We start from the raw sequence: 18,633 nt of genomic DNA on the forward strand, positions 1-18,633 counted from the left end.
AGTCCTTATATTCAGCACGCGAAAGCTAGAACGTTTTATTTTTTATTGCGGCCTATATACTTATTCCAGAGAAAAGATAAACCAATAAAAACCAAAGCGATAATGGCGATGATCCAGATATACTCATCTAAATAAGTAATAATCACTGTAGAAATGGCCAATAGAACGCCAAGCATGTAGAAGTGCCAGCCGACATGAATGCCGTCTAAAAAGGTTGATAATGACAGAATCAACATAATGATAAGTGACACTGTTTCATTCTGGATCTGACCTGAATGCAAAAAAGCATACACCACCATTACAGCAATCAGCGTGCTACCCCAGTGAATTAATTGCGCAGTTACCAACCGTGCTTTTGCCTTTTTATCATCTGCTTTATGCCATCCGGTCACAATCGCTCCTATTGCAAAAACCAGAGTCATGAATAACCAGTATATATGTGCATCAGCTGGGGAAAAATTGGTGATTGCCATGCCTAAAAGGGCAAGCAAAACTAGGCTTATATAAATCACCTTGTCTATTGTTGACATTTTACTGGCTAAAATACTCATCTTGTCTCCTTAATATTTATAGTAAAGCCACGCCCTACACTGTCTTATTTAATCAGCTGCTTTCTAATCTCTGCAGTAATTTCCTGACTCAACTTTTCCAATAAGCTGCTTTGCGCAGCAACATAAGCCTGATAGTCTGTGCCATCAGTATTTTCCTGTAGCACTGATTTTTTGCTAACGACGGTTTTATCTTTACTTTTAGCCGCAACCGTCCAGTCAGCATTTAAGGTGACAACACCTCCCAATGGACCATCAAATTCCCGGATATTAACCAGCACCTGAAAATCAATCGGTAACAAGGCTATTTCCTGACTTAAAATAACCTGATCCGTAGGAAGTAATGTGGAAATGTTTTCACCAATCACACTTGTAATATTACTCTGCAAGTCACCACTCCAGCGGTTAAATTCATCCGCAACCAACATATTTGGCCCAGTGCGCGTAACAATCTGTGATTGATTCAAGGTATCCGCAATCGAGACAGGACCAACCTTGACAACAACACTGTGACCTTCCATAGTCACTGCTGGTATCGAATTATGACTATCCGTTGCATCCAGAATATACAGCTTGGCAATAGGAGAGCTTCCGCAGCCTGCGAAAAACAAAGTTAATGAAATAAGCGCTACAGATAAATTAGTATTGTTATGCATCTTTAGTCTCCTTTTTTTCCTTGTATTAATGATTCCGGATGTCTTTCCAGATAATCAGTCAGGGTTCTAATCGAGCGAGCCGCTTTAGTAAATTCGCGTAATGCGATTTGCAAATCCTGTTGCAGTGGTGAATCATTTTTCAAGGTATCCTGAATAGTGACCAGGGTACTTTCAGCGCGCTTCAAAGTGCCAGATAATTCAGGCTCCAGATTATGATTCAGCTTATAGCTCAACTCTTTAACCTGGGTCATCATAGCATCCACTTTTTCCAAAATGCTACTTAAATGAAGTTTAAGCTCCGCCATGGTTCCTGGTTCTGTAGGAAATTCGGGGGGTTCTAAACTCCAGTCTATTGTTGCTGGTTTAGCATCAGGAAATAAATCCATAGAAACATACAACTGCCCCGTCAATAGACTTCCCGTTTGCAATTGCGCCCTTAGACCCTGCTTGACAAAATACTCAGTACGGCCTTTATGCGTTTCAAAAATCTGCTGTGAATCTTTTGTGTTTCCTTTCATTGCAAGCCTACCATAATCAATCATTATGGTTACCGGAACAGTAATTTCATTCAGCTCAACATCATACGAGAGTGCAATCTCAGTCACCTCACCAACTTGCAGGCCTCTGAAATCAACGGGCGCACCTACTGATAGACCTCGTACAGACTCAGAAAAATTAAGTATATAATGAAATCCAAGTGTGTAATATTTTTTTAACGCATCTGCATGACTTGCATGCAATATAAACTTGCTGTTACTTTTTGATTGCGTAATATCGCTACTCAAGTCGCTTGTTTCAAATGCTATTCCACCAATGAGTAACGAGACTAGAGATTCAGTATCTACATCAAGACCATCAGAAGTTAATGAAAAATCAACACCACTGGCATTCCAGAATTTAGTCGTGTGATTTACCCATTGATCAAAGGGTGCCTTGATAAAAATTTTGACCGTAACTGACTCACCATCATCATTAAGTTTGACATCTTCGACACTACCGACACTAAATTTTCGATAAAAAATAGGCACATCTCTTTCAATAGAACCCAGATCTTTGGTATGCAATACAAAATGTTTGCCGGGGATTTTCCCCGTAATCACGGGTGGAATTTCCAGGCCTTTAAATTTTCTTGTTTGCTTGCCATCTGCACTTAAGTCTATACCGACATAAGCACCGGACAGAAGAGTATCCAGACCTGATACACCGCTAGCATTAATACGCGCTCGAACAACCCAGAATCGTGTTTTATCGGTAAGAAAGGATTTGACATCATTAACCATTTCGGCTTTGACAATCACATCGTCTGTCTTATGATTGATATGAATGCTCTGTACTACACCGATCTCGACATTCTTATATTTTATTTTAGTTTTTCCAGCCTGCAAGCCATCCGCTGTCTTGAAAGTAATGCTAATCTTTGGCCCCATTTCAGACCAGGCTTTGAAGCCTATCCAGGCACCAATTAAAATAGCCACCACAGGTACTATCCAGACGATAGAGATTTTTGACCGTGCCTGAATATTGCTCTCAGGCAAGTGATTCATCATTTCACCCTGACTCGGCTCACTCATTTACTTTCTCCATATTATCCCAGATTAATCGGGGGTCAAACGCCATTGCGGCTAACATAGTTAATACCACTACGGCGCCAAAGGCAACCGCTCCCGCACCGACTTCTATCACCATCAGCCCCGAAATTTGAATTAAAGCAGCCATTAATGTATCGACAAAAATATCCACCATCGACCAGCGTCCAATAAATTCGGTAAGTCGATACAGGTGAGTTCGTTCCTTAGGGCGCCATTGTGATTTAAAGTGTACTGAAATCAATAGAAATGACAGGATGGCTAATTTAATAGTGGGCACACAGATACTTGCGATAAACAGGATGATCGCTAACGGCAGGTCTCCAGATGTTGCCAGATAAATAACGCCACTAATAATCGTATCACCCTCAGTTTTTCCTAAACTGGTAACCTCCATAACCGGTAATAAATTAGCCGGAATATACATAACAAAAGCGGCTATAACTAGTGCTGTGCAACGATTAAAACTATCTGGTTTGCGTAGATGTATTGGAGCATCACAACGGGGGCAGCTGGATTCATGCCCGGCAGTAACTGTGCATAATAAATGACAGTTATGCCAATTAATTAATTGTACTCCCGACTTAAATTTTTGTAGCTCTACTCCTTGAACTTTGGGGCTAATCTGTCCCCAAAGCATCTCGGTGTCCAGGTCATTCAAAATAGCAGCGATAAAAATCATTAGCAAAGCGAAAGTCCATAATGCAATGCTTGGCACCACAGTGGCTAATGCAGATAATTTAACCACTGAAACCAGAATACCCAGCATTAACACCTCTAGCATACTCCATGAGGTAACAATACGCACTAAACGGTACATTTGCGGTGCAAAAGGAGGGATTCGATTAAAATGAACCGGCAAAAGAATATACAATAAACCTGCCAATTGTATAACAGGTGCGCCAATAGTGGTTAAAAACACCAGCCCGGCAAGAAATTCCATCTCATTATTAAACAGGTATTTCACACAACCAAATAATGTGGCTGCCATCTCGTGGCCTTCTGCATCTACCTGGATAATAGGGTAAACATTGGAGATCACCAATAAAACCAGAGCGGTTATAACCAGTGCCAGAGTATGCTCAATACTTTTAGCAGGTGCTATACGCTGACACTTACGTAAAGTCGCATCACATTGGCAACATTTAACCGCGCCATCCTCAGGCATATCACTTATCTGCTGTAATAATCCACAGTCGTGACAAACAGTGATGGGGACATATTGAGTCATAAAGAACTACGCATATTTAATGAACTATTATTTTAGCAATATTTAATTTGCATAGAATAGAAAATAAGGGATATAGCCATTCCGTGCACGTTCTTTAGTATGCAACACATTTATTATTTATTATAGTTAAATCATTACTATTTTCTCTGCCATTTCGCGCCATACCATATTCAGGCGCGCCATGCTACCTCACGAAATTCCGGGACTCCTGTCGCCGTAATTCGTTCACCTACGCAGCGAATAGGAGATGCTCCAGCCGCCCTGCGTCCGCCACAGACTGAGCACAAAGCAGCTCAGTCATGGCTACCACAAATGGCTCTACGGCTATTCGGGATAAAATTTTAGCCTCCCTCGCGCGCTATCGCGCACTTCGGATTGGCAAATTTCCCTGCGCCTTCTGGAGACTATCAGCCCGTCCGGGGCTGACAGCGAGTGAAGATTTTTAGTCCGCGATAGCCGTAGGGCCGTTGTTTTGTCGGAGTCTGAGCGTTAGCGAAGGTGGAGACAAAATAAAAGGCCATCCGACACGGCGTCAAGTCATTTGGAGCCTATGTTCCGACCCCTTGTTGGGTCGGGACGAGGTGACGAGGACGAATCGGGGCCGCCGGAGGCATTAGTGGTCGCGTTAAGTTTTTGCCGCTTGCTTGGGCTGGGATGCCCAAAACAAGCTTTCGCAAAAATAGCGACTCCCCGCTTAATCTCTTTGCCGCCACGTACACGTATTATCTGATCAATGCCTTTGTTAATCGAATTAAAGTAGCTCTCGACTGACCTTATTCTACCTCTATATTCAATATTTTGGTTTTTACGTAATTGGCTAATCACCTGCGAGCCTCCAGATTCTTTAGCGGCTTCGTCCATAAAGGCTTTTTCACCATAAAGCGCATCAGCCAGTACGCCTTTAATTTTAATAAGGCTATGCGCAACTTTAAACTCTTTTAATAAGCCTAATGCAATCTCTGTTTTGGTCGGGTAGGCACTGTCACGTTCAGGCTTAATAGGCCGATCTTTTTTTGCTATACCGCTCTTTTTCAACCGTTTATCTTCTTTATCCCACTGCTTTAAGGCTGGATCCGGCATATAAAAGAAAAAACCGACAGGCACTGTAGCGGGGAGTCGCTATTTTTGCGAAAGCTTGTTTTGGGCATCCCAGCCCAAGCAAGCAGCAAAAACTTAACGCGACCACTTATGCCTCCGGCGGCCCCGATTCGTCCTCGTCACCTCGTCCCGACCCAACAAGGGGTCGGAACATAGGCTCCAAATGACTTGACGCCGTGTCGGATGGCCTTTTATTTTGTCTCCACCTTCGCTAACGCTCAGACTCCGACAAAATAACGGCCCTACGGCTATCGCGGACTAAAAATCATCACTTCGCTTAGGCTCCGTTTCCCTGATTTTCAGCGTCCGCGATAACGTTAATGGTGTAATCTACAGCAACACGGCTATGTTTTTCACGTAGTCGTCCGATACGTTCCAGTATTTTGTCGTATTTTTTAAGGGTCCTTTTTTGCTCAGACCTGTGTGCAGTTTTTCCAGGGCCTCTTCCAGACGAGCATGGAAGCGATTACGGATACCTTGTTCTTTTTTTGCTTTTTGTTCTGAATGACAATCAGGCGCGCCATGCTACCTCACGAAATTCTGGGGCTCCTGTCGCCATAATTCGTTCACCTACGCAGCGGATGGGAGATGCCCTGAACGCCCTGCGTCCGCAACGACTACGCACAAAAGCCGCTTCGTCATTACTACCTCACTGGCTGGACGGCTATTCGGAATGCAATTCTTGCTCCTCTCGCGTGCTGCTAGCACACGTCGAATCAGCGAATTGCCCTGTCGCCTATCAGGGGCTAAAAATCACCACTTCGCTAAGCTCCGTTTCCATGATTTTCAGCGAGAGTCGGGTTTCCCCGGTTTCTTGATCAACTTCACGATAAACAACAACATTGCTGTCCCGGGTATCCCTGACCGCTACCGGAGTTTTCTGATCTCTTGGGTTTTTTACATGTTGTTCTCGACTGACAACGAGATAATGATAATCTTGTTCGATTAACCAGGCAATATTGTCAGCGCTGGCAATGCCGGCATCCATGATAACCACCGGCTTTATTTGATGAAAGGGATCCTTGTCTCGCAGTTCGTCAAGCATCAGTTTCAAGGTCGCGGGCTCACTGGCGTTGCCGGGAAAAACCTGACTACTCAATGGAAAGCCGTCACCATCCAGAACCAGCCCCAGAGTAACCAACGGGCAATCAGTGCGTTTCTCTTTAGAGCGACCGAATTTCGCTTTCGGGTTTCGGGCGCACTGGCCTTCAAAATAAGTATTGGTCAGATCGTACAATACAATCTTGCGGTTTAAATTGAACAACGTCTGCTCTCGGTCAGCCAGAAAATATTCAAGAGTTGCCTGATGTTTGAGTAGCTTGTCACTGACTGTATATAATCGCGTCAGGCTGGTGTTACCGTAGTCATGACCCAGTAATTCGCCCAGGCCTGTTCGATTTTGCAACCAGTCATGTGTTTGCAGTTCACTGCTGGGTGAAACCATACGTCCTATGATAGTGCCCTGGGCCGTCGCCGTATCTACTTTATTAAAGCCCAGCGCCATGAGTTTCTCGTCTAGCTGTAACTGCTGTGCGGGGCATGCAGTGCCAGGGTTTCAACACCAATACTACGGGCATTAATGGCTTCGACATGATTAATATCGACATGATGAAAATCTCGCGTTGTTGTTTTTGAATCTAGCGGTTGTGACAGTTTTGCAGTCATCAGTGAGCTATAGCGCTGGGCTGTTGCTTCCAGAAGTTGATTTAAATCATCGGCTAAATTGAATAGCTCTTCCTGATGTGGTTCCAAACCTTGCTGTAATTGTTCGATTCTGGCCGTCAGCAAGGGCCAGTACTTTTTATCAATCGTAAAGTCCGCACCTATATTGAGCAATGTACGTTGCTTGACTTGTTTTCCTATACGCACAGATTCTACAATGCGGTAAGTGAAATAAGCTGAGCCGTCTTCAAGGCTTTTTGTTTTGGTTCTTCGAATATACATACCACTAGCATCGGTGAAAAACCAGGGAAAATCAAGGGGCAGAGCAAGTTAAGATGGCACTACAGAGACCCTCAAAAAAAACACCATTGATTCTAAAGGGATTTTTACGATGAATTTTTAATGCGAATTATAAATCAATGACTTGAAGAGATAAAAGTGACGAAGATAGGTTAGCCCAGCAAACAGAGTTCATTAGCAGTATGCCCGTTAAACAAGTGCCCAACCAAGCGGCTTGAATCCGTGTCAAAGCGGCTCCGGGTTTTAGCTGATTGAGCGCATCATTTAAATCGTCAATATAGCTTTGGATAAAGGTGGCTGGGGCATTCATTAACATGGGCTTACACCGATAAAATTACAACAACCTCAGAATACCTGATTTTACCTTCTCAATATCAAAAACTTGAACATCCAGTAAAAGTAATTTCAAGGAAACTAAAGCTTGGTCTTCCAATACCCGCTCACTTGAAAATCAAATGCGCCTGACTGCAATGAGCTATAATTTAATGCGCGTGTTTGAAGAGATTTCAAAAACACAACAGCCAGAATTGATTCATCCATCGGATAAAAAATATAGCGAGGCTCTGGAGATTAGGCAGCAACAGGCTCAAAAACGAGATCGTTTTGTGAATCCATTATTTTTCCAGGCAAGAATATCTCGTATCAGCTCGTATACCATTCGGGCAGTTCAAAACGCAATAATAACAGGAATGTCTTTACAGTGCTTTATGAGCTCTCTTGTGGCGAGGTTAGTTTCACGGCATCAATTGATAGGGGAACACTGATGGTGACGGATAAACTTAGATCGGTCGTAAACAAAGCAATCCACTGTGTGTGACGAAACCCCCAGACAACCTGAACGGGTCGTTTCAATGTTTTCAGCATGACAACGCGACTATAAGCCCTGACTTCACGCTGTTTTCCATAGAGATTCACGGTATACGATCGGGCCTTTTGTTGTACTGTTTTTGCCATGTCTGTGGCTGACCCCAGACGCTGCCCGTACTTTTTATTCCGCCCCCTCTGCTTGGGTTTTCTTTTTTCAGGCGCGCCATGCTACCTCACGAAATTCCGGGACTCCTGTCGCCATAATTCGTTCACCTACGCAGCGGATGGGAGATGCCCTGAAAGCCCTGCGTCCGCAACGACTACGCACAAAAGCCGCTTCGTCATTACTACCTCACTGGCTGGACGGCTATTCGGAATGCAATTCTTGCTCCTCTCGCGTGCTGCTAGCACACGTCGAATCAGCGAATTGCCCTGTCGCCTATCAGGGACTAAAAATCACCACTTCGCTAAGCTCCGTTTCCATGATTTTCAGCGCTGGACGATCGTACAGTACATTATTGCACCTTAACCTAGAGAGAATATTAAACCGGCTTCCGATAGCTTTGTAAACAGGCTTCCATAGGCCATTGTTGCCAAACCAGCTATCAGTGACTGTCAATATCGGAGCGGTGGAAAAATGTTCTGCAATTGCAATCAGCATTTGAGCCGCCTGAGCCATCTTGGTCTGGAAAGGAACGACATCACCTCTTATCGTGGCGGTTTCTTTTTTTGCCTGAATTGTTTTTAAGGGGAGATAAAATTGGGGAGTCGCTATTTTTGCGAAAGCTTGTTTTGGGCATCCCAGCCCAAGCAAGCAGCAAAAACTTAACGCGACCACTTATGCCTCCGGCGGCCCCGATTCGTCCTCGTCACCTCGTCCCGACCCAACAAGGGGTCGGAACATAGGCTCCAAATGACTTGACGCCGTGTCGGATGGCCTTTTATTTTGTCTCCACCTTCGCTAACGCTCAGACTCCGACAAAACAACGGCCCTACGGCTATCGCGGACTAAAAATCTTCACTTCGCTAAAGCTCCGTTTCCAGGATTTTCAGCGTCGGAAATCTAAAAATAAGCACGCCCAGCGACCTTTGACCTGTTTCAGCAACCCTACCGATACAATGTTTTGTGCCCATGGATACAGGCGCGCCATGCTACCTCACGAAATTCCGGGACTCCTGTCGCCGTAATTCGTTCACCTACGCAGCGAATAGGAGATGCTCCAGCCGCCCTGCGTCCGCCACAGACTGAGCACAAAGCAGCTCAGTCATGGCTACCACAAATGGCTCTACGGCTATTCGGGATAAAATTTTAGCCTCCCTCGCGCGCTATCGCGCACTTCGGATTGGCAAATTTCCCTGCGCCTTCTGGAGACTATCAGCCCGTCCGGGGCTGACAGCGGTTTGCTTTGATTCGATTTGGCCGCGTGGTCAAAAATGGCTTCACAGCCGAAGATCTTCTTGCCTACTTTAGTGATAATGAAGTCATCCAGTGCAACCAATATGCGCCCATCTGTTTCAGGAGACGGAATCAGCTCCCAGATAGTTTTCCACAGCCCAGCCCACGGAAAAGTTGAAGAAGCCATGAAAGTGTAAAAGCGCTTATTCTTGATCTCAAACCCAAACAACGTATCAAGGCAACGCCAAAGATTAGATGTCATCGACGACGTAAAGGGAACGATAATAGACAGGATCGTGTAAACAAACAGAGAGGCTCGTTCGCGGCCTAAAGTGGTTTTGGAAAAATGATCTTGAAGCGGAAGTAAAGTATCGCGTAAAATGAACATGAATGAGGTCGTTTTATTTGTATAATCAATGTGTTATAAACTTTCATTATACAGTAAAACTAGGCCTCATTAACGACTAACCTGTTGTTTTTAAAAAGAATTAAAGTATTTTAGTCAACGGAATGCCATTAATATTAATGATATCTAATATTTCAGAAAAATAAGCATTAGCTGATATTCTTATGCTTTAAAAACTAGGAAACTTCAGTTATAAAGTATTCGCTGTAATATTCATCAGTGTTCCCATTGAAAGAAGAAGTACCTAAACAAAGCAGCCTATAACCTACCTGAAGGTAGCACCACTCGAATATTTCCATCTTTTTGATTTTAATCACTTATAACAGAAAATAGACACTCTGTAGGCACCGTAAAAAAACAACAAATAATTTCAAATAAAGCTTGCAATTGCCGAAAAAATTTTTCTAAAAATTTCCGTTTTAATCACCTCATAAACGGATATCACCCATGCTTAAAGACCTACCACTCTCTGAACATATTCACCAACACTGCAATGAAAGTATGGAACGTTCCCTGTTAGCAGAGCGTCATCCTTTGTGGGCTCGTTCATGCCCAGAGTTGAAGGATATCGACTTTATTCGCCTTGGGTTATTACGCTGTATCAGTGTAGTCGATAGTGGTCGCCATTTCCTCCAAACCAATGAACAGATTTATGGCCAGCTGCTTCCCCACTCAACGTATTTTAAATCACTGAAGTCGCATAGACGAACAAGTATGCTTGAGGCATTTGAACAGCAGAGCTATCATCTTCACGCTGAAACACTGCTGTCGCAAGGCATTGATTATCTTAAAGCATTCCCGGAACTTGACGAATACACCATAGAAGCAGCGGATGGACATTTTATTGATCATGCCTGCCATACTGAAAAAAACAGCAAGGGGAAAGTTTATGCGGCTGGGGGGATTTACGCGTTGAATCTCAGAAGTGGGTTGCTCAGATTTCTTTGTCTGGTGACAAACGGAACTCAGAGGCATCAAGAAATACCTGTGTTACGAGATCATATTGAAAAGCAAAACAAGGGAAATAACAGCTCTCAGAAACATCTCTATGTCTACGATAAAGCCGTCACCGACTTTGTCTGGTGGGATCGGCAGAAACGACATGCTAATTACATGATTTCAATGCTAAAAGAAAATTCAATTGCGACTCTGGTTGAGTCTATCCCTTTTGACTCCCGCCATGAGATCAATACAGGGGTTGAAGCATACAGTGTGTACGAAAACAAGGGCATCAAATTTAACGTGGTGGATTACCGTGATCCAGAAACCGGAAAACTTCACCGGTTTGTGACAACCTTGCCAATGACTATTAACCCTGGAACCATTGCCATGCTGTATTTCAAGCGATGGACGATTGAAAAGACATTCAATAACACTAAAAGTAATTTCAAGGAAACTAAAGCTTGGTCTTCCAATACCCGCTCACTTGAAAATCAAATGCGCCTGACTGCAATGAGCTATAATTTAATGCGCGTGTTTGAAGAGAGTTCAAAAACACAACAGCCAGAATTGATTCATCCATCGGATAAAAAATATAGCGAGGCTCTGGAGATAAGGCAGCAACAGGCTCAAAAACGAGATCGTTTTGTGAATCCATTATTTTTCCAGGCAAGAATATCTCGTATCAGCTCGTATACCATTCGGGCAGTTCAAAACGCAATAATAACAGGAATGTCTTTACAGTGCTTTATGAGCTCTCTTGTGGCGAGGTTAGTCTCACGGCATCAATTGATAGGGGAACACTGATGGTAATATTAGCGGTCAAAAGCAGAATTTAGGATAAAATACCCACACTGATAATAATTAAAAACGAAGGTAAAACGAGAATGAGTCAAACCCCGGAAGATCTAAAATATGCAGTCACTCATGAGTGGGTGAAGTTAGAAGACGATAATATTATTAAAGTGGGCATTACCGATTTTGCGCAGGAAGAGTTAGGTGACCTAGTCTATATAGAGTTACCTGAAGTAGGGCGTCAGTTAGCTATGGAAGAGCAGTGTGCGGTTGTTGAGTCAGTTAAAACAGCCTCGGATTTATTTAGCCCAATAGCGGGAACTGTGATGGCGGTGAATGAAACTTTAGCCGATGCGCCGGAGCAAGTGAATGAAGACGCGTTTAACACCTGGTTATTTAGCTTAAAAATTAATAATAAGGATGATTTAGAAAACTTGCTGGATGCAGAAGGTTATGAACAAGCGATATCTTGATTTAGCTTGCAGAGGAGCAATGTAAGCATAAAACTTTATCCACATTAGCTGTGTACAACTTTGTGGATAGTTTGCTAGCAAGAACGTTAAAGGACTGTAATTATTATGATTTTATTAAATTGACCAAATAATAGACAGTGCTATAAATCAACGACTTAAGTCTGTTGTGAGACTTGAGTAAGCAAAAAACATTCCAGGCGCGCCATGCTACCTCACGAAATTCCGGGACTCCTGTCGCCGTAATTCGTTCACCTACGCAGCGAATAGGAGATGCTCCAGCCGCCCTGCGTCCGCCACAGACTGAGCACAAAGCAGCTCAGTCATGGCTACCACAAATGGCTCTACGGCTATTCGGGATAAAATTTTAGCCTCCCTCGCGCGCTATCGCGCACTTCGGATTGGCAAATTTCCCTGCGCCTTCTGGAGACTATCAGCCCGTCCGGGGCTGACAGCGGGGGAGTCGCTATTTTTGCTGCTTGTTTTGGGCATCCCAGCCCAAGCAAGCAGCAAAAACTTAACGCGACCACTTATGCCTCCGGCGGCCCCGATTCGTCCTCGTCACCTCGTCCCGACCCAACAAGGGGTCGGAACATAGGCTCCAAATGACTTGACGCCGTGTCGGATGGCCTTTTATTTTGTCTCCACCTTCGCTAACGCTCAGACTCCGGCAAAATAACGGCCCTACGGCTATCCAGGCGCGCCATGCTACCTCACGAAATTCCGGGACTCCTGTCGCCATAATTCGTTCACCTACGCAGCGGATGGGAGATGCCCTGAACGCCCTGCGTCCGCAACGACTACGCACAAAAGCCGCTTCGTCATTACTACCTCACTGGCTGGACGGCTATTCGGAATGCAATTCTTGCTCCTCTCGCGTGCTGCTAGCACACGTCGAATCAGCGAATTGCCCTGTCGCCTATCAGGGACTAAAAATCACCACTTCGCTAAGCTCCGTTTCCATGATTTTCAGCGGCGGACTAAAAATCATCACTTCGCTTAGGCTCCGTTTCCCTGATTTTCAGCGTAAGCATATTTTACCTGAAGTTTCTTAGAAATTCATCAAGGAACCATTCGCAATAAAACGGCTACCACCGAATTTACAGGGGAGCTGCTGTATTTGGGGCAAACCCTTTCAAAATCCGGATCCAAAGCCGCTTCGGCAATGATGCGGCGGATATCTGAAAAGGCGAAACTGGCTCGCCCCTTCACTTTGTGCCGACGTTCCGGATTGGTTTTTAAACGATCCGCGTAAATCTACGTCAGCGTTGTTGCCATCATACAGAAGTTCAAATGGTTGGTCACTGCCTGCGCATTTCGACACTGACTTTTCTGACTCCCTATGTCTTGCTTGAGCTCTTTGAACCCGGATTCGATTTTCCATCGCGCACCATAATACTCAATAATCTGTGTGACGGATAAACTTAGATCGTTCGTAAACAAAGCAATCCACTGTGTGCGACGAAACACCCAGACAACCTGAAAGGGTCGTTTCAATGTTTTCAGCATGACAACGCGACTATAAGCCCTGACTTCACGCTGTTTTCCATAGAGATCCACGGCATACGATCAGGCCTTTTGTTGTACTGTTTTTGCCATGTCTGTGGCTGACCCTAGACGCTGCCCGTACTTTTTATTCCGCCCCCTCTGCTTGGGTTTTCTTTTTTCTGGACGATCGTACAGTACATTATTGCACCTTAACCTAGAGAGAATATTAAACCGGCTTCCGATAGCTTTGTAAACAGGTTTCCATAGGCCATTGTTGCCAAACCAGCTATCAGTGACTGTCAATATCGGAGCGGTGGAAAAATGTTCTGCAATTGCAATCAGCATTTGAGCCGCCTGAGCCATCTTGGTCTGGAAAGGAACGACATCACCTCTTATCGTGGCGGTTTCTTTTTTTGCCTGAATTGTTTTTAAGGGCAGATAAAGTCGGAAATCTAAAAATAAGCACGCCCAGCGACCTTTGACCTGTTTCAGCAACCCTACCGATACAATGTTTTGTGCCCATGGATATTTGCTTTGATTCGATTTGGCCGCGTGGTCAAAAATGGCTTCACAGCCGAAGATCTTCTTGCCTACTTTAGTGATAATGGAGTCATCCAGTGCAACCAATATGCGCCCATCTGTTTCAGGAGACGGAATCAGCTCCCAGATAGTTTTCCACAGCCCAGCCCACGGAAAAGTTGAAGAAGCCATGAAAGTGTAAAAGCGCTTATTCTTGATCTCAAACCCAAACAACGTATCAAGGCAACGCCAAAGATTAGATGTCATCGACGACGTAAAGGGAACGATAATAGACAGGATCGTGTAAACAAACAGAGAGGCTCGTTCGCGGCCTAAAGTGGTTTTGGAAAAATGATCTTGAAGCGGAAGTAAAGTATCGCGTAAAATGAACATGAATGAGGCCGGTTTGTTTGTATAATCAATGTGTTAGGAACTTCCATTATACACTAAAACTAGGCCTCATTCACGACTAACCTGTTGTTTTTAAAAAGAATTCAAGGATTTTAGTCAACGGAATGCCGTTAATATTAGTAATATCTAATACTTCAGAAAAATAAGCATTAGCTGATATTCTTATGCTTTAAAAACTAGGCAACTTCAGATTTTACTTGACAGGAGATTGTGGAAAAATGGCTGTACAACAAACCAAAGGCCTGAAGCGCATTGTGAATGTAGTGTTTTATTCATACGCGGGATTTAAAGCAGTCTGGTAACATGAGGAAGCGTTTAGACAGGAGTTATTATTGTTGTTGCTGCTGATAACAGCCCCTGGTTATTTAGCTTAAAAATTAATAATAAGGATGGTTTAGAAAACTTACCGGATGCAGAAGGTTATGAACAAGCGATATCTTGATTTAGCTTGCAGAGGAGCAATGTAAGCATAAAACTTTATCCACATTAGCTGTGTATAACTTTGTGGATAGTTTGCTAGCAAGAACGTTAAAGGACTGTAATTATTATGATTTTGTTAAATTGACCAAATAATAGCCAGTGTTATAAATCAATGACTTAAGTCTGTTGTGAGACTTGAGTAAGCAAAAAACATTAAGCATATTTTACTTGACAGGAGATTGTGGAAAAATGGCTGGACAACAGACCAAAGGCCTGAAGCGCATTGTGAATGCAGTGTTTTATTCATACACGGGATTTAGAGCAGTCTGGAAACATGAGGAAGCGTTTAGACAGGAGTTATTATTGTTGCTAATAACAGCCCCTCTGGCGTTGTGGCTAACAGCTAATAAAATTGAAAGGCTCTTATTGATTGCTAGTGTTGTTTTTGTGCTGGTGGTGGAGTTATTAAATTCAGCGGTGGAAACGGCAATTGATAGAATCGGCCCTGAACACCATGAACTTTCTGGTCGGGCAAAAGATATAGGTTCGGCAGCGGTTATGCTATCGTTAGCGCTGGCAGCGTTAACCTGTTCGCTAATTTTAATTTAGAGGAAATAATAAATGAGTGCATTGATTTGTGGGTCTATGGCCTACGATACCATTATGGTTTTTCATGATAAGTTCAAAAACCATATTCTTCCCGAAAAAGTACATATGTTAAATGTATCTTTTTTAGTTCCTGCAATACGCCGGGAGTTTGGCGGATGTGCGGGGAATATTGCCTATAATTTACAATTACTCGGTGAACAACCCAAAATTATGGCGACAGTCGGTCATGATTTTGAACCGTATGCACAATGGTTGAGTCAATGCAAAATCACTTGTGAGTATATTTCCAAGCTAAATGACCATTATACTGGGCAGGCATATATTACTACCGATGAAGACGATAACCAGATTACTGCCTTTCACCCCGGTGCGATGAATGATTCACATACAAATTCAGTACCTCAGAATGCGGGTATAGAAGTAGGCATAGTTTCCCCTGATGGTAAGCTAGGTATGCAGCAGCATGCACAGGAATTTGCGGATGCTGGAATACCGTTTATCTTTGATCCTGGCCAGGGCATGCCGATGTTCAGTGGCGAAGAATTGCTGGAATTACTGGATTTATCAACCTGGGCGACCTTTAATGACTATGAGTCTGAATTAATGCAGGAGGGGACCGGCTTAAGCCTGGAGAAAATTGCCGCACGTGTAGATGCGCTGGTAATAACTCTAGGCGGCGAAGGCTCCAAGATATACACAGCAGGCGAATGTATAGACATTCCTTCGGCAAAGGCGAAGCAGTTAAGTGACCCAACGGGCTGCGGTGATGCTTATCGCGCAGGTTTGTTGTTTGGCATTATGAATGAGTATAGCTGGGCTACCACTGGCCGTATTGCTTCATTACTGGGTTCGATAAAAATTGAGCATCATGGTACACAGAATCATCACTTCACTATGGAGCAATTTAAGGCCCGTTATCAGGATAGCTTTGGCGAGTCGTTTTAATCGTTGATATTGAACTTGAATACCGTAGGCTGATGATATGGACTCCTCTCCCACCAACAGTGTCATAATGCACCTAAGAGTAATAACGGAGCTAGGGGAGTCGCTATTTTTGCGAAAGCTTGTTTTGGGCATCCCATCCCAGCCCAAGCAAGCAGCAAAAACTTAACGCGACCACTTATGCCTCCGGCGGCCCCGATTCGTCCTCGTCACCTCGTCCCGACCCAACAAGGGGTCGGAACATAGGCTCCAAATGACTTGACGCCGTGTCGGATGGCCTTTTATTTTGTCTCCACCTTCGCTAACGCTCAGACTCCGACAAAATAACGGCCCTACGGCTATCGCGGACTAAAAATCATCACTTCGCTTAGGCTCCGTTTCCCTGATTTTCAGCGAAGGCAGATGGGGCTGGAAGCGGTATATCCAAGGTACATGGATTTACTGCTGCGCACCTTATATTTTTTAACCCTCGAAATTCCAGCGCTGTAGCACCTGGTACACTACGCCATTAGGCGTACTGCAAGATTCTATTAAACAAAATGAATTTACCTGCCAGGCTATCGGCAATACGTTAATATCTACTGGCTTTTGTGCTTTTCTTACCAAGGTAATATGTGGTTTATACGGTCTTTCTTCAGTGTGTATACCACACTGCTCGACTAGTTGATTTAAGGCTTCAACCAGAATAGTTAATTGCGCATCATAACGTTGCGTTGTTAAACATAATATCTTAGGCTTTTGCCAAAAATCCAGCTGATTAAACTGTAATTTAAATGGCTGCACACTGATATTCCCTGCCATTTACCTGAGCAAGCATTCAATTTTAGCATCTGTATTGCCCAGAAACAGCAAAGTGATATGTAAATTAGCTGAGCTTACTTTTCTTAATCCATCTAGTTTAAGCGATTGATTAAAGTTATCAATTTGCTTTCTCGTCTGCTCACTAGGCCATAAAGCAAAAAATAATCTTTTCATTGCTGCCTCATTACCTTGTAGGGCGCTGCTTTAGCACGCCAACGATCAAATACCAAGCAAAATGGCGGGCTAAAGTCACGCCCTACTGAGGGTTTAAATAAGTCTTTTTTCTAGCTCCACAACAACCTGACGCATTTTAAGTACCGAATCGGGGTTCAGCGAAATTGAACTAATACCATTTTCCACCAGAAATTCAGTGATCTCGGGATAATCAGAGGGAGCATGACCACAGATACCAATATATTTGCCCTCTTTTTTACACGCATCAATTGCCATTTTTAACATGCGCTTCACTGCCTCATTACGCTCATCAAAAATATGCGCAACTAAAGTACTGTCCCGATCAACTCCCAGTGTAAGCTGAGTCAAATCGTTAGAGCCTATGCTATAACCATCAAAGATTTTTAAACTGAAGTTTCCCAATAATTATTTATGGTAAAATTGAAACTATGCTACAACTATATAAAAAAAATAGTCTTTTCATTCGTTTCAAATGCTATTGCCTAAGGGGAATTAAGTAGGGGTTTGCTATAAACATCATCAGTGTTCCCATTGAAAGAAGAAGTACCTAAACAAAGCAGCCTATAACCTACCTGAAGGTAGCACCACTCGAATATTTCCATATTTTTGATTTTAATCACTTATAACAGCAAATAGACACTCTGTAGGCGCCGTAAAAAAACAACAAATAATTTCAAATAAAGCTTGCAATTGCCGAAAGAATTTTTCTAAAAATTTCCGTTTTAATCACCTCATAAACGGATATCACCCGTGCTTAAAGACCTACCACTCTCTGAACATATTCACCAACACTGCAATGAAAGTATGGAACGTGCCCTGTTAGCAGAGCGTCATCCTTTGTGGGCTCGTTCATGCCCAGAGTTGAAGGATATCGACTTTATTCGCCTTGGGTTATTACGCTGTATCAGTGTAGCCGATAGTGGTCGCCATTTCCTCCAAACCAATGAACAGATTTATGGCCAGCTGCTTCCCCACTCAACGTATTTTAAATCACTGAAGTCGCATAGACGAACAAGTATGCTTGAGGCATTTGAACAGCAGAGCTATCATCTTCACTCTGAAACACTGCTATCGCAAGGCATTGATTATCTTAAAGCATTCCCGGAACTTGACGAATACACCATAGAAGCAGCGGATGGACATTTTATTGATCATACCTGCCATACTGAAAAAAACAGCAATCGGGGAGTCGCTATTTTTGCGAAAGCTTGTTTTGGGCATCCCAGCCCAAGCAAGCAGCAAAAACTTAACGCGACCACTTATGCCTCCGGCGGCCCCGATTCGTCCTCGTCACCTCGTCCCGACCCAACAAGGGGTCGGAACATAGGCTCCAAATGACTTGACGCCGTGTCGG

26 protein-coding genes and 4 pseudogenes are annotated in these 18,633 nt (G+C 43.6%); 15 read left to right on the forward strand and 15 right to left on the reverse strand.

Annotated features, from left to right (window positions below; all coding sequences use genetic code 11):
• Nucleotides 1–35: 35 nt before the first annotated feature.
• From K6984_RS15900 to K6984_RS15915, 4 genes are read right to left on the reverse strand one after another with little or no spacing between them, the layout of a single operon-like run.
• Nucleotides 36–551, reverse strand: a complete 516-nt coding sequence (locus K6984_RS15900; protein WP_221896413.1) for a hypothetical protein — start codon at nucleotides 549–551, stop codon at nucleotides 36–38.
• Between the two features lie 44 nt (nucleotides 552–595).
• On the reverse strand, nucleotides 596–1,204 hold the full coding sequence (locus K6984_RS15905; protein ID WP_221896414.1) for a PqiC family protein: 609 nt from the start codon (nucleotides 1,202–1,204) through the stop codon (nucleotides 596–598).
• A 2-nt stretch (nucleotides 1,205–1,206) separates the two neighbouring features.
• Nucleotides 1,207–2,775, reverse strand: coding sequence for a PqiB family protein (locus tag K6984_RS15910; RefSeq protein WP_221896415.1), 1,569 nt, complete (start codon nucleotides 2,773–2,775; stop codon nucleotides 1,207–1,209).
• The gene (locus tag K6984_RS15915; protein WP_221896416.1) at nucleotides 2,768–4,021 is read right to left on the reverse strand and encodes a paraquat-inducible protein A; all 1,254 of its coding nucleotides are present in this window, start codon (nucleotides 4,019–4,021) and stop codon (nucleotides 2,768–2,770) included. Before K6984_RS15915 ends, K6984_RS15910 begins: the two co-directional genes overlap by 8 nt.
• 299 nt (nucleotides 4,022–4,320) lie before the next feature.
• On the opposite strand from K6984_RS15915, the gene K6984_RS15920 reads away from it, so the two are divergent.
• The gene (locus K6984_RS15920; protein ID WP_221896417.1) at nucleotides 4,321–4,467 is read left to right on the forward strand and encodes a hypothetical protein; all 147 of its coding nucleotides are present in this window, start codon (nucleotides 4,321–4,323) and stop codon (nucleotides 4,465–4,467) included.
• A gap of 91 nt (nucleotides 4,468–4,558) precedes the next feature.
• Here K6984_RS15920 and K6984_RS15925 read toward each other — a convergent pair whose 3' ends face one another.
• Nucleotides 4,559–5,125: a hypothetical protein gene (locus tag K6984_RS15925; RefSeq protein ID WP_221896418.1), complete on the reverse strand. Its 567-nt coding sequence runs from the start codon at nucleotides 5,123–5,125 to the stop codon at nucleotides 4,559–4,561.
• Nucleotides 5,126–5,146: 21 nt separating this feature from the next.
• Between K6984_RS15925 and K6984_RS33865 the strand changes: the two genes are divergently transcribed.
• Nucleotides 5,147–5,275: a hypothetical protein gene (locus K6984_RS33865; protein ID WP_263458596.1), complete on the forward strand. Its 129-nt coding sequence runs from the start codon at nucleotides 5,147–5,149 to the stop codon at nucleotides 5,273–5,275.
• Nucleotides 5,276–5,700: 425 nt separating this feature from the next.
• Nucleotides 5,701–5,937 carry a hypothetical protein gene (locus K6984_RS15930; protein ID WP_221896419.1) on the forward strand — a complete coding sequence of 79 codons (237 nt, stop codon included), beginning with the start codon at nucleotides 5,701–5,703 and terminating at the stop codon, nucleotides 5,935–5,937.
• On the opposite strand, the pseudogene K6984_RS36300 reads toward K6984_RS15930, so the two are convergent.
• Nucleotides 5,913–7,063: pseudogene (locus tag K6984_RS36300) on the reverse strand (IS1634 family transposase); the annotation flags it as partial. The gene K6984_RS15930 and the pseudogene K6984_RS36300 sit on opposite strands and share 25 nt — an antisense overlap.
• Before the next feature lie 127 nt (nucleotides 7,064–7,190).
• Complete coding sequence (locus K6984_RS15945; RefSeq protein WP_221896421.1) at nucleotides 7,191–7,397, reverse strand: hypothetical protein; 207 nt, start codon at nucleotides 7,395–7,397, stop codon at nucleotides 7,191–7,193.
• 139 nt (nucleotides 7,398–7,536) lie between these two features.
• Here K6984_RS15945 and K6984_RS15950 point away from each other — a divergent pair, with 139 nt between their 5' ends.
• Complete coding sequence (locus K6984_RS15950; protein WP_221896422.1) at nucleotides 7,537–7,845, forward strand: hypothetical protein; 309 nt, start codon at nucleotides 7,537–7,539, stop codon at nucleotides 7,843–7,845.
• On the opposite strand, the gene K6984_RS15955 is transcribed toward K6984_RS15950, so the two are convergent.
• Nucleotides 7,787–8,035, reverse strand: coding sequence for a hypothetical protein (locus K6984_RS15955; RefSeq protein ID WP_221896423.1), 249 nt, complete (start codon nucleotides 8,033–8,035; stop codon nucleotides 7,787–7,789). The genes K6984_RS15950 and K6984_RS15955 overlap by 59 nt on opposite strands.
• A gap of 137 nt (nucleotides 8,036–8,172) precedes the next feature.
• Between K6984_RS15955 and K6984_RS15960 the strand changes: the two genes are divergently transcribed.
• The 4 genes from K6984_RS15960 to K6984_RS15970 all read left to right on the forward strand — a co-directional run bounded on the left by K6984_RS15960 (nucleotide 8,173) and on the right by K6984_RS15970 (nucleotide 9,359).
• Entirely contained in the window at nucleotides 8,173–8,457 is a 285-nt protein-coding gene (locus tag K6984_RS15960; protein ID WP_221896424.1) for a hypothetical protein, read from the forward strand.
• Between the two features lie 208 nt (nucleotides 8,458–8,665).
• Complete coding sequence (locus K6984_RS33870; protein ID WP_263458596.1) at nucleotides 8,666–8,794, forward strand: hypothetical protein; 129 nt, start codon at nucleotides 8,666–8,668, stop codon at nucleotides 8,792–8,794.
• A 27-nt stretch (nucleotides 8,795–8,821) separates the two neighbouring features.
• The gene (locus tag K6984_RS15965; protein ID WP_221896425.1) at nucleotides 8,822–9,076 is read left to right on the forward strand and encodes a hypothetical protein; all 255 of its coding nucleotides are present in this window, start codon (nucleotides 8,822–8,824) and stop codon (nucleotides 9,074–9,076) included.
• 79 nt (nucleotides 9,077–9,155) lie between these two features.
• The gene (locus tag K6984_RS15970) at nucleotides 9,156–9,359 is read left to right on the forward strand and encodes a hypothetical protein (protein ID WP_221896426.1); all 204 of its coding nucleotides are present in this window, start codon (nucleotides 9,156–9,158) and stop codon (nucleotides 9,357–9,359) included.
• Here the strand turns inward: K6984_RS15970 and K6984_RS36940 are convergent.
• Nucleotides 9,289–9,672, reverse strand: a pseudogene (locus tag K6984_RS36940) (IS701 family transposase); the annotation flags it as partial. The gene K6984_RS15970 and the pseudogene K6984_RS36940 overlap by 71 nt on opposite strands.
• 465 nt (nucleotides 9,673–10,137) lie before the next feature.
• On the opposite strand from K6984_RS36940, the gene K6984_RS15975 reads away from it, so the two are divergent.
• Entirely contained in the window at nucleotides 10,138–11,436 is a 1,299-nt protein-coding gene (locus tag K6984_RS15975; protein WP_221893851.1) for a transposase, read from the forward strand.
• Between the two features lie 80 nt (nucleotides 11,437–11,516).
• On the forward strand, nucleotides 11,517–11,897 hold the full coding sequence (gene gcvH / locus K6984_RS15980) for a glycine cleavage system protein GcvH (RefSeq protein WP_221896427.1): 381 nt from the start codon (nucleotides 11,517–11,519) through the stop codon (nucleotides 11,895–11,897).
• A 103-nt stretch (nucleotides 11,898–12,000) separates the two neighbouring features.
• On the opposite strand, the gene K6984_RS15985 is transcribed toward gcvH, so the two are convergent.
• Nucleotides 12,001–12,207 carry a hypothetical protein gene (locus tag K6984_RS15985; RefSeq protein ID WP_221896428.1) on the reverse strand — a complete coding sequence of 69 codons (207 nt, stop codon included), beginning with the start codon at nucleotides 12,205–12,207 and terminating at the stop codon, nucleotides 12,001–12,003.
• 12 nt (nucleotides 12,208–12,219) lie between these two features.
• Between K6984_RS15985 and K6984_RS15990 the strand changes: the two genes are divergently transcribed.
• Complete coding sequence (locus K6984_RS15990) at nucleotides 12,220–12,492, forward strand: hypothetical protein (protein WP_221896429.1); 273 nt, start codon at nucleotides 12,220–12,222, stop codon at nucleotides 12,490–12,492.
• On the opposite strand, the gene K6984_RS15995 is transcribed toward K6984_RS15990, so the two are convergent.
• A complete protein-coding gene (locus K6984_RS15995; protein WP_221896430.1) occupies nucleotides 12,412–12,702 on the reverse strand; it encodes a hypothetical protein in 291 nt (96 codons plus the stop codon). The two genes, K6984_RS15990 and K6984_RS15995, sit on opposite strands and share 81 nt — an antisense overlap.
• Here K6984_RS15995 and K6984_RS16000 point away from each other — a divergent pair.
• Nucleotides 12,659–12,949 (forward strand): hypothetical protein, encoded by a 291-nt coding sequence (locus K6984_RS16000; RefSeq protein ID WP_221896431.1) that lies wholly within the window; start codon nucleotides 12,659–12,661, stop codon nucleotides 12,947–12,949. The two genes, K6984_RS15995 and K6984_RS16000, sit on opposite strands and share 44 nt — an antisense overlap.
• A 7-nt stretch (nucleotides 12,950–12,956) precedes the next feature.
• On the opposite strand, the pseudogene K6984_RS36305 reads toward K6984_RS16000, so the two are convergent.
• Nucleotides 12,957–14,294, reverse strand: a pseudogene (locus K6984_RS36305) (IS701 family transposase).
• Between the two features lie 687 nt (nucleotides 14,295–14,981).
• Here K6984_RS36305 and K6984_RS16010 point away from each other — a divergent pair.
• Nucleotides 14,982–15,341, forward strand: coding sequence for a diacylglycerol kinase (locus K6984_RS16010; protein ID WP_221896491.1), 360 nt, complete (start codon nucleotides 14,982–14,984; stop codon nucleotides 15,339–15,341).
• 12 nt (nucleotides 15,342–15,353) lie between these two features.
• Nucleotides 15,354–16,286, forward strand: a complete 933-nt coding sequence (locus K6984_RS16015) for a carbohydrate kinase family protein (RefSeq protein WP_221896432.1) — start codon at nucleotides 15,354–15,356, stop codon at nucleotides 16,284–16,286.
• 459 nt (nucleotides 16,287–16,745) lie between these two features.
• Here K6984_RS16015 and K6984_RS16020 read toward each other — a convergent pair whose 3' ends face one another.
• From K6984_RS16020 to K6984_RS16030, 3 genes and pseudogenes are all read right to left on the reverse strand, one after another.
• Nucleotides 16,746–17,066: a 2'-5' RNA ligase family protein gene (locus tag K6984_RS16020; RefSeq protein WP_221896433.1), complete on the reverse strand. Its 321-nt coding sequence runs from the start codon at nucleotides 17,064–17,066 to the stop codon at nucleotides 16,746–16,748.
• A gap of 18 nt (nucleotides 17,067–17,084) precedes the next feature.
• Nucleotides 17,085–17,258: a 2'-5' RNA ligase family protein gene (locus K6984_RS16025; RefSeq protein ID WP_221896434.1), complete on the reverse strand. Its 174-nt coding sequence runs from the start codon at nucleotides 17,256–17,258 to the stop codon at nucleotides 17,085–17,087.
• A gap of 93 nt (nucleotides 17,259–17,351) precedes the next feature.
• Nucleotides 17,352–17,666: pseudogene (locus K6984_RS16030) on the reverse strand (putative PEP-binding protein); the annotation flags it as partial.
• A 363-nt stretch (nucleotides 17,667–18,029) separates the two neighbouring features.
• Between K6984_RS16030 and K6984_RS16035 the strand changes: the two are divergent.
• Nucleotides 18,030–18,617, forward strand: coding sequence for a hypothetical protein (locus tag K6984_RS16035; protein ID WP_221896435.1), 588 nt, complete (start codon nucleotides 18,030–18,032; stop codon nucleotides 18,615–18,617).
• Nucleotides 18,618–18,633: the final 16 nt, after the last annotated feature.

The sequence above is a fragment of the Bathymodiolus japonicus methanotrophic gill symbiont genome, assembly GCF_019721995.1.
Lineage (GTDB): Bacteria > Pseudomonadota > Gammaproteobacteria > Methylococcales > Methylomonadaceae > Methyloprofundus.

What these genes read in the sequence shown, in the direction of transcription:
- K6984_RS15900 (WP_221896413.1), bottom strand. Translation starts at nt 551, where the DNA reads ATGAGTATTTTAGCCAGTAAAATGTCAACAATAGACAAGGTGATTTAT.
- K6984_RS15905 (WP_221896414.1), bottom strand. Translation starts at nt 1,204, where the DNA reads ATGCATAACAATACTAATTTATCTGTAGCGCTTATTTCATTAACTTTG.
- K6984_RS15910 (WP_221896415.1), bottom strand. Translation starts at nt 2,775, where the DNA reads ATGAGTGAGCCGAGTCAGGGTGAAATGATGAATCACTTGCCTGAGAGC.
- K6984_RS15915 (WP_221896416.1), bottom strand. Translation starts at nt 4,021, where the DNA reads ATGACTCAATATGTCCCCATCACTGTTTGTCACGACTGTGGATTATTA.
- K6984_RS15920 (WP_221896417.1), top strand. Translation starts at nt 4,321, where the DNA reads ATGGCTACCACAAATGGCTCTACGGCTATTCGGGATAAAATTTTAGCC.
- K6984_RS15930 (WP_221896419.1), top strand. Translation starts at nt 5,701, where the DNA reads ATGGGAGATGCCCTGAACGCCCTGCGTCCGCAACGACTACGCACAAAA.
- K6984_RS15945 (WP_221896421.1), bottom strand. Translation starts at nt 7,397, where the DNA reads ATGTTAATGAATGCCCCAGCCACCTTTATCCAAAGCTATATTGACGAT.
- K6984_RS15950 (WP_221896422.1), top strand. Translation starts at nt 7,537, where the DNA reads ATGCGCCTGACTGCAATGAGCTATAATTTAATGCGCGTGTTTGAAGAG.
- K6984_RS15955 (WP_221896423.1), bottom strand. Translation starts at nt 8,035, where the DNA reads ATGGCAAAAACAGTACAACAAAAGGCCCGATCGTATACCGTGAATCTC.
- K6984_RS15960 (WP_221896424.1), top strand. Translation starts at nt 8,173, where the DNA reads ATGGGAGATGCCCTGAAAGCCCTGCGTCCGCAACGACTACGCACAAAA.
- K6984_RS15965 (WP_221896425.1), top strand. Translation starts at nt 8,822, where the DNA reads ATGGCCTTTTATTTTGTCTCCACCTTCGCTAACGCTCAGACTCCGACA.
- K6984_RS15970 (WP_221896426.1), top strand. Translation starts at nt 9,156, where the DNA reads ATGGCTACCACAAATGGCTCTACGGCTATTCGGGATAAAATTTTAGCC.
- K6984_RS15975 (WP_221893851.1), top strand. Translation starts at nt 10,138, where the DNA reads ATGCTTAAAGACCTACCACTCTCTGAACATATTCACCAACACTGCAAT.
- gcvH (WP_221896427.1), top strand. Translation starts at nt 11,517, where the DNA reads ATGAGTCAAACCCCGGAAGATCTAAAATATGCAGTCACTCATGAGTGG.
- K6984_RS15990 (WP_221896429.1), top strand. Translation starts at nt 12,220, where the DNA reads ATGGCTACCACAAATGGCTCTACGGCTATTCGGGATAAAATTTTAGCC.
- K6984_RS16000 (WP_221896431.1), top strand. Translation starts at nt 12,659, where the DNA reads ATGGGAGATGCCCTGAACGCCCTGCGTCCGCAACGACTACGCACAAAA.
- K6984_RS16010 (WP_221896491.1), top strand. Translation starts at nt 14,982, where the DNA reads ATGGCTGGACAACAGACCAAAGGCCTGAAGCGCATTGTGAATGCAGTG.
- K6984_RS16015 (WP_221896432.1), top strand. Translation starts at nt 15,354, where the DNA reads ATGAGTGCATTGATTTGTGGGTCTATGGCCTACGATACCATTATGGTT.
- K6984_RS16025 (WP_221896434.1), bottom strand. Translation starts at nt 17,258, where the DNA reads ATGAAAAGATTATTTTTTGCTTTATGGCCTAGTGAGCAGACGAGAAAG.